The organism is Candidatus Thorarchaeota archaeon (assembly GCA_013388835.1).
Classification (GTDB): domain Archaea; phylum Asgardarchaeota; class Thorarchaeia; order Thorarchaeales; family Thorarchaeaceae; genus JACAEL01.
Map to the genome: position 1 here is coordinate 1 of JACAEL010000046.1, position 6,965 is coordinate 6,965.

A 6,965-nucleotide genomic window follows, 5' to 3' on the forward strand; every position below is an offset into this window, starting at 1 on the left:
ATGTCACTGGTGAGCGGGAGGATTCGTCGCTCCACATGTGCCATGCAATGAGGAGAGAGGAGCTTGAGACTCGTGTTCTCGTTGAGAGAGATTGGAATCAACCGGGTGACCGCGCCCTACTCTTTCCTCAAGACGGGCAAGCTGTGGTGGGCTGACGGGGGCTCTCTGTCACCGCAGGGCGTCATCTACTCGACGATAGATGGGCAGGGCGGGGGAATGCCTATTGCTGTGGTTGACAATGCGTCGCGGGTCATCAAGTACGTCGTCATTCTCGGCTACAGGTATCAGTCCTACTCGCTGGTGGACATGAGGGTACATGATGTCAACGTGGTGGCCGACCTCAACAGGCACGAACCGAACAATCCAGAGCCGAGCGAGCCAGAGGAATACGATGGCAGCACGCCTCAGAACCTTGAAGCCGAGCCTGGAATCGAGGTCCTGTGGGAGACCATAGCAAATGGGGTCAGTACTACATGGCGATTGGTCAACTACTGGCCTCGACTGTTTCTGACCTTCGTCAATAGTATCAACGGCAAAGCTGAGGTTGACGTGGAGCTATCAACAGATATTCTCGGGGACCTGCAGATTCATCGTATGCGTGTAGCAAGCGTTGATGAGAAGGGCATGTCTGATGTGGAATTGGAGTCCGTGACCCAACAGGCGTACACCACCTACCAAGACTTGGTTGTACGATTCGCTGTCCCGCTAGCTCTAGTCACACTCCTTCGCTTCACGATGCTGGGGCTGGAAGCGCTCGCCTCTCCGCTTGCTTTGGTCACGAGTCTTGGAACCCTCCTGATGATGCTGGGTGCTTGGGTAGTTCTCTTTCTCTCGTATGTGGCCTACATGATTTGGTTAGTGGACAATACCCTAACGCATCCTTGGGCTGCGATGGTGGCCTTTCTCGGGCTCCTAATGAGTATGTTTCCAGGCATAGTAACTGCAGCTAGGAACGGTTGGCGGCTGTTCAATCTGTGGTCTGAATACAGACCGCTTGGTGGACCTGGCACTGCCAACACAAACAAGGGGATATGGTTCGTTGCGGTCTTCCTCGTGAAGCTGTCAGTTATTCTGATATGTGCTTACTACGCAGCATACTTTTTCAACTTGGGATTCAATGTGCCGTTGAAGAGATGATGAAGATATGCAGGTGGTCGAGATTCTGCTCATAGTTCTCATGTTGTCGTTAGTCATCTTTCCGGTGGCCACGTTTCTCGCGGAGCGAAGACTCCTCGCTCCACGAGAGCCGAAGGGAACGTTTCTCCGCAATATGATTGAAGAGCAATTGAGAAAAGACGAACCGCATGAACCATTCTTCTTCTCCCTCTTTGAGAGATTTGAGAATGCACCAACAGGATGCAGTCATGCCAAGATCGAGTATGATGCGTTTAAGGAAACACTGTCGACAGGCGAATCGCTGGCTGTGACCTTCGAGAAGTACCTTCGTCAATGGCGTGCGACCAAAGTGCAAGCATGTTGACGGATAGACTGGAATGGCTGAGGACAAACTCAACGCATGCTTCTGCTGCCCAGAGCGTGACTAGTCCCTGCAGGCCCGGCTACACATGTTTGGAGGCATTGCCATGTCGGGCTACGTTTCAACCCGGGGACTGGATTGGGTTATCCGCATACTGAACGTTCAGCTCACTGAGAAGAGCAGAAAGGTCGTGAAAGCAACACCTCTTTCCTCAAGACAGGCAAGCTGTGGTGGGCTGACGGGGTCTCTCAGTTTCCGGAGGGCGTCATCTACTCGACGATTGATGGACAGGGCGGGGGAATACCAATTGCTGTGGTTGATAATGCGTCGCGGGTCATCAAGTATGTCGTCACTCTCGGCTACAGGTATCAGTCCTACTCACTGGTGGACATGAGGGTGCAGGACATCAACGTGGTGGCCGACCTCAACAGAGGAAATCCGAACAATTCAGACCCGAACGAGCCTGTGGAACAGGACGGCAGCAACGCTGGAAGTGGAGCTTCAAAGGCATATACTACTGCTGCATATCAGGATGCTCCGCGGCGGTCTGAAGAGAGCATCCATCCGTGGTGGACGCTGGATGTATTCTGGCCTGTTCTTCACATACTATGCTCGTACGATGTGGGTTCAGTTGTGTTCCTTGTTCACTACACAGTCGACCTACTGGGAGCCTTCAACGTGCTCCAAGCCTCAGGAGGCAGTCCGGAGCAGAAATACCTTGAGACGTGGGCCTCGCTGTTCATCACAGTTGCCGCAATGAATGCAGCCCATCAAGTTGCTATTGGCCTCCTTGCGGTTGCCGAATTCATACTTCGAAACCCCGAGCCCAGCACAAAAGCTGCGTTCCCATATCTTGTGGGCGGTGCCATTGCCACCTTTCTTTCGGTCACAGCTATCGCAGTCTGGTATGCCGAAACAAACGTCCTTGAAGGATACTGGTTACATGCGCAGGCTTTCGTGTTCTACTTCGGGTTTATATACTCCTTCTTCAGATACCTAATTGGTCTTCAGGGTGTGAAGGGTATCTTCTCCAGTGTAGTGACAGGTCTTCTGATGGTCCACTGGGGTTCCAGCTGGGAGAACATGATGTTCTGTATGGAGCAGACGGCAAAGCCGCTTGCTTGGACCAAACTGGTGATAGCGTCGTTCTTGGTATTCTACTGTGTGATGGCTGCTTATCATCTCAATAAGACTCTAGGTGGTTAAGAATGCAGATGTTCGGTGATATCGATGTTGGAGCACTCCTGGCTGCGATGGCCTTCCTTCTGGTCGGGGTGGTTTCGACATGGGAGGCCGAGAGGTTGTCGCGGAGAGCACTGGGATTGGAGATTGCATTTCCCGACCAGCCCGATTACGATGAGCGAGTCCAATCTCGGATGACAACCTTTGCCAAACTGAAGCGCAAATGGACGGTAGCTTATGTGATCCAGTTGTTTGTGGTCGCCTCGGGTGGTTTTCTCCTACTTGTCAGTCTTGCTGGACCTTTCTTCATCATAGGACTGAGCGGAGCTCTCTTCTTCCTGCTCTGCAGCGGTTTGGACAGTATGTGTCACCGAGGGATCCTGTTTGGTGCGAGTCCCGACCCGCTGGTTCGCTTAGAGTCCTTTCTCCAGACCGTTCAGGATCGGACTCCAGTTGCCGAACGCTCAGACCGGCTCAGAAAGAGCATTGTGGCAGTGGCTACAGACAGAGGTCTGGATCCGAACCAGATGCGTCTACTCCTGGCTCATCTCTCAGTCCGCGATGACTTGATTGGAGAGGTGGCCAGGGAACTGGCAGAACAGACTTCGCCTCTGTAGGAGCCGAAGCTGGACTCCAAGATGCATTGTCAACTCTTCAGCAACCTCAACAAGCTGACCCGAGCAACCGTATGAAGTGAGAAGGATAGTATGGCACTGGAGTCGGCGCAACCGAGGGTAAGTCGCTGATTCCAGATGCACAGGGTTGGTTCAGTCAGGCAGACCAGTTGATTCAGCAGGTCGTGAGTTGATGGAAGGGATGTTGGTCAAGACTGCATCTTCGCTTGTCCTTCTCCACACCTCTGGGCGGTTCAGCGACACTCCATGTGTCATTGGACCTCTTGGGTGACTTGCAAGCGGAGGACAGCATGCTTTCCTTGCCAGTCCTTGCTGGCATGTCAGAGTCGCAAAAGACGTCATGGGCGTGCGCTGTCAGTGACCAGCTCATGGAGGGTTCGGAGGACAGCGTCTCCTACGTGAGTGCAACTGAATTCCTGATATGGTGATTGAAGATCCGCCTCGGTTTTCTGCCCACAGCCGCTGCCGCGGGGGGTCTTCCTGCTGCCGCTCTCGTATCGGAACTGGCCACCGGTGCTTGGGTCCTCTGGATCTTGGTATTCACAGGACTATCACTTGGTTTCATCTCACTTGACTTCGTGGTAGGTCTTCTCGCCATCTGGCTCGATGCCTTTCTCGGACCGAAGGGTCTTGTTCTGGACCTTGTGGTCAAAGCAGTATTCTACTACCTTGTGGTGGTCCGGTTCATGAACACGAATAAGGTCTTCAAGAGCTTCAGGACTTGGTTGACATGGACCATCATCGGAGTAGTCTGATAGTCTTCCTTGAGTGCAGCGTTGAGTAGGGCTTCATTGTGAAACGTTCTCCCCTCCGTATGTCCAAGATGGTCCAGGTTCGCTGCAGCTGCTGCCAACCCGTGGATGCGCCAGGACTTTCATTGTCCGCGAACACTGGTTCAGTGGAGATTCTGCTCCGTTCTCGTTGAACAGACTGACTCAGAGTACTATTGGCCTGCCGGTGATGTTGCTTTGCACGGTCCGCAGCCGTCTACGTCCGTTGCGCATTCTGAACGAGTTTATATGTATAGTCGTGTATGGTTACGCAGACGATAGAGATGGGACACAAGAACATCTCCCTTCGCGAAGACATCTACCTTCGCCTCAGGAAGGCAAGACGTGAGGGAGAGTCATTCAGCGAGGTCATAGAACGATTGCTAGCAGCAGATGATGACATCACTGACCTCTTTGCCACAGTCTCGATGACAGATGAAGAACGTGACAAGCTCCTTGATGAGCTCGATGAGATGTGGGGCGTTTGGAAGCATTGACTTCTGTCTGTCTTGACACGTCCTTCCTAGTCGATTTCCTCCGTGGAGCGCATAGTACACGTACCACATATCAACGTCTGCGGTCGGAGGGCTACAGACTTGCCACAACCACTATCACTGCCTTTGAGGTTTTTAGAGGGGTAGACAAGAGAGGTCGTATCAAACATGAGGAACAGGCCGTGCGAAGACTCTTCTCCCGACTGCCAGTCTGGACTCTCGATGTGAAATCTGCTGAACTAGGAAGCAGAGTCTATACAGAACTGGAACGAACCGGCAATGTCATTGGCATCAATGATTGCTTGGTGGCTGCCATCGCGCTGTCAAACGGATGCCGAAAGATAGTGTCTAACGATTCTCATTTCCAGAGAATTCCTAACATTGAGATGATATCATACTAGTCGTGCACAACACTCTCGTGATTGCAGATGCTCCAGCAGTCCTGCCTGCAATGGAATGCGGAAGGACAATCGAATCACGATTGGAATACGCTGCGAGGAACCCAATGCCGGACCCCGCCTCGATTGTGGTGTCCCCTGCACTCTTGACGACCGCGGCACTGCTAGCCGTGACCCTCCCGTCTGTATTTGCACTCTATATGGTGAACAAAGGTGAGTGGACCAGAGCGGACACGAGCCGGTTCTTGTATGAGATTGCATGGAGCTGGTCATGGCCTGCGCTTGGCTTCTTTGTCAGTGCCGCACTCGGTCAAGCGGGAGCATCAACCGGACTACTCAAGGCAGTCGCGACGGCATCTGCTCGGTTCGCGTGGTTGGCAAGACTGCTGGAGTTCGTCTTGGTGGCAAATGGCACCATGATGTTGATTGCTATTGCTCTGTTCGTGGAAGCACAGATATGGTTCCAATGCTAAGAATACAAGTAACGGCAGCGTGATGCTTGTAATCAAGACCGATTCGGACTCGGAGGAATAGACATGAACAACAGGTACATTGTCAGCGTTCTGCTGGTCGTACTCGGATTGCTCCTATCTTCGGCAATTCTTGTGATGACTCTCTATGCCTACTGGGTGACTCGTGAAGAGTGGCTGATCCCCCTGATCATGTCTGGGTTCTGCTGGTTAGCCTCGAGCTTGCTGGTCGGCTGTTGGACACGGTACGTTGTGCTTCCGTACCTCGGACATGCTATCGATGGTACTGCTATGAGTACAGAACGGTCACTGCATGTGCCCCGGGAGCGGTCTGCGGGCTGGAGATGGGGTGTCGGCTTGGGCATGCCGCTTGTGGTGTTCTTCTTGGGCATCATGGCGGTCTTCTATTTCCCGAGAGGCTGGTTTGGTAGTCTGTTCTTAGTCGTATGAGTAGTGCCCCTCTTGAGCGTCCTTCGACGCTATCGCTTCTTCGCTGAGCCATCCAGTTCTGAGGCGACGACGACACACGAGGCTGCATGACGCGCATCCATCGCCACTCCCAGCTCTAGAAGGACTCTACTTGTCTCTCAATGGTGGACCATTATACTGGACCTGTTCTCTGTGTCGCCGCGTGTCACTAGCTGGCAATATCAGGACCACTTGAACACAGTATCCGTGCACTACCATGGTCTGCGAAGCCGGGGGTTTTCCCAGGGATGTGACCAGCAGACTAGGATTGGGTGCGTCAGTCTGTCAGACAGGGACAGGCGTTGTGTGCCGCTCGTGCACTGGGGCGATGCATGGGTGGGGAGTCAGAAGGCATGGTTCAACACATACTTCTATCCACAGAGCGGTGGCTCCTACTACCAGCAGTCGGGCTACATCTACACCTCTTTCCTCAAGACGGGCAAGCTGTGGTGGGCTGACGGGGGCTCTCTGTCACCGCAGGGCGTCATCTACTCCACCATCAATGGGCAGGGCGGGGGATTACCAATTGCTGCGGTTGACAATGCATCGCGGGTCAAGTATGTCGTCACTCTCGGCTACAGGTATCAGTCCTACTCGCTGAGCAGTTCAGTTCTTCATGTGGGCATACTGTTATTTCCTCTTCGCAGTAGAGTTTGAGAGAAGCGCTCAGGAATTCCTTACGAGGGTCACGTAGATGCTCGACCGGTACTTCATCTCAAGGCAGCTGGTGATGCTGATTGGTCTTGTCCTAGTGTGTCTGCTCATTATAGATCGTCTTGGAAGGGGCATCGAGGTCCGGTGCTGGATTGCACTGAGTCTGGGTTGGTTGCCAGCTTGCTTCATTCCAATGGTTCACATTCTAGCAGCTGGCACATACTTGGCAAGCTCACGCATTGTCCGTCTGCTCCTCTCTTCTGGAACTCGATGTTTCGCAACAAGCGAGACTGTGGGCCTGCTTGGCAGCCTACTGTGCTACATGCTTAGTCCCTCCATATGGTTGACCATAGCACTGATGACTGCTCTCTATAGCATAGTCATAATGGTGATTGTATACGTCGGCTACTGTATGAA

Annotated in this window: 11 protein-coding genes; all 11 read left to right on the plus strand. The window is 53.0% G+C overall.

The window, feature by feature from the left end:
• The first annotated feature begins 63 nt into the window (after window positions 1-63).
• Complete coding sequence (locus HXY34_08560; GenBank protein ID NWF96181.1) at window positions 64-1,137, plus strand: hypothetical protein; 1,074 nt, start codon at window positions 64-66, stop codon at window positions 1,135-1,137.
• Window positions 1,138-1,144: 7 nt separating this feature from the next.
• Window positions 1,145-1,480 (plus strand): hypothetical protein, encoded by a 336-nt coding sequence (locus HXY34_08565; GenBank protein ID NWF96182.1) that lies wholly within the window; start codon window positions 1,145-1,147, stop codon window positions 1,478-1,480.
• Window positions 1,481-1,789: 309 nt separating this feature from the next.
• Entirely contained in the window at window positions 1,790-2,683 is an 894-nt protein-coding gene (locus HXY34_08570) for a hypothetical protein (GenBank protein NWF96183.1), read from the plus strand.
• 2 nt (window positions 2,684-2,685) lie between these two features.
• Entirely contained in the window at window positions 2,686-3,276 is a 591-nt protein-coding gene (locus tag HXY34_08575; GenBank protein ID NWF96184.1) for a hypothetical protein, read from the plus strand.
• A 446-nt stretch (window positions 3,277-3,722) separates the two neighbouring features.
• The gene (locus HXY34_08580) at window positions 3,723-4,049 is read left to right on the plus strand and encodes a hypothetical protein (protein NWF96185.1); all 327 of its coding nucleotides are present in this window, start codon (window positions 3,723-3,725) and stop codon (window positions 4,047-4,049) included.
• Window positions 4,050-4,348: 299 nt separating this feature from the next.
• Window positions 4,349-4,561 (plus strand): hypothetical protein, encoded by a 213-nt coding sequence (locus tag HXY34_08585; protein NWF96186.1) that lies wholly within the window; start codon window positions 4,349-4,351, stop codon window positions 4,559-4,561.
• The gene (locus HXY34_08590; GenBank protein NWF96187.1) at window positions 4,549-4,959 is read left to right on the plus strand and encodes a type II toxin-antitoxin system VapC family toxin; all 411 of its coding nucleotides are present in this window, start codon (window positions 4,549-4,551) and stop codon (window positions 4,957-4,959) included. The genes HXY34_08585 and HXY34_08590 overlap by 13 nt, the downstream gene beginning before the upstream one ends.
• Before the next feature lie 2 nt (window positions 4,960-4,961).
• Complete coding sequence (locus HXY34_08595; GenBank protein ID NWF96188.1) at window positions 4,962-5,429, plus strand: hypothetical protein; 468 nt, start codon at window positions 4,962-4,964, stop codon at window positions 5,427-5,429.
• A 63-nt stretch (window positions 5,430-5,492) separates the two neighbouring features.
• Entirely contained in the window at window positions 5,493-5,876 is a 384-nt protein-coding gene (locus tag HXY34_08600; GenBank protein NWF96189.1) for a hypothetical protein, read from the plus strand.
• 324 nt (window positions 5,877-6,200) lie between these two features.
• Window positions 6,201-6,551 carry a hypothetical protein gene (locus HXY34_08605; protein NWF96190.1) on the plus strand — a complete coding sequence of 117 codons (351 nt, stop codon included), beginning with the start codon at window positions 6,201-6,203 and terminating at the stop codon, window positions 6,549-6,551.
• A 37-nt stretch (window positions 6,552-6,588) separates the two neighbouring features.
• On the plus strand, window positions 6,589-6,965 hold a 377-nt coding region (locus HXY34_08610; protein NWF96191.1), incomplete at its 3' end, for a hypothetical protein.